The sequence below is a fragment of the Tritonibacter sp. SIMBA_163 genome (genome assembly GCF_046535935.1).
Classification (GTDB): Bacteria; Pseudomonadota; Alphaproteobacteria; order Rhodobacterales; family Rhodobacteraceae; genus Epibacterium; species Epibacterium scottomollicae.
The window spans coordinates 1-258 of record NZ_JAWJBP010000763.1 but is presented as its reverse complement, the minus strand read 5'-3'; the positions used below and the strand labels follow the sequence as shown (position 1 = coordinate 258).

1 protein-coding gene is annotated in these 258 nt (G+C 57.8%); it reads left to right on the top strand.

Going from position 1 to position 258, the window contains the following annotated elements:
• Nucleotides 1–143 precede the first annotated feature (143 nt).
• The coding region (locus R0J92_RS24375) for a LysR family transcriptional regulator (RefSeq protein WP_411053581.1) at nt 144–258 on the top strand (115 nt) is incomplete at its 3' end.

Sequence of the window (258 nt, the reverse complement as noted above, 5' to 3'; positions counted from 1 at the left end):
CGCCTTTTCTCCTGTGAAACAAACGATAAAGACATAACCTGACCCACTTCCATTTGATGATCGTGGGCTTAAGATGCGCCTCGCTGCGGGCGGTATCCAATCGAATGATCGCCTGCATGGATCAAGAGAGCTCATGCATGAAGATGTCCCGCCAATTCCCGCTGAACGCCCTGCGCGTCTTCGAGGCTGCAGCCCGCCACATGACCTTCACGAGGGCCGGCGCGGAACTGGGGCTGACCCAGACGGCCGTGAGCTATC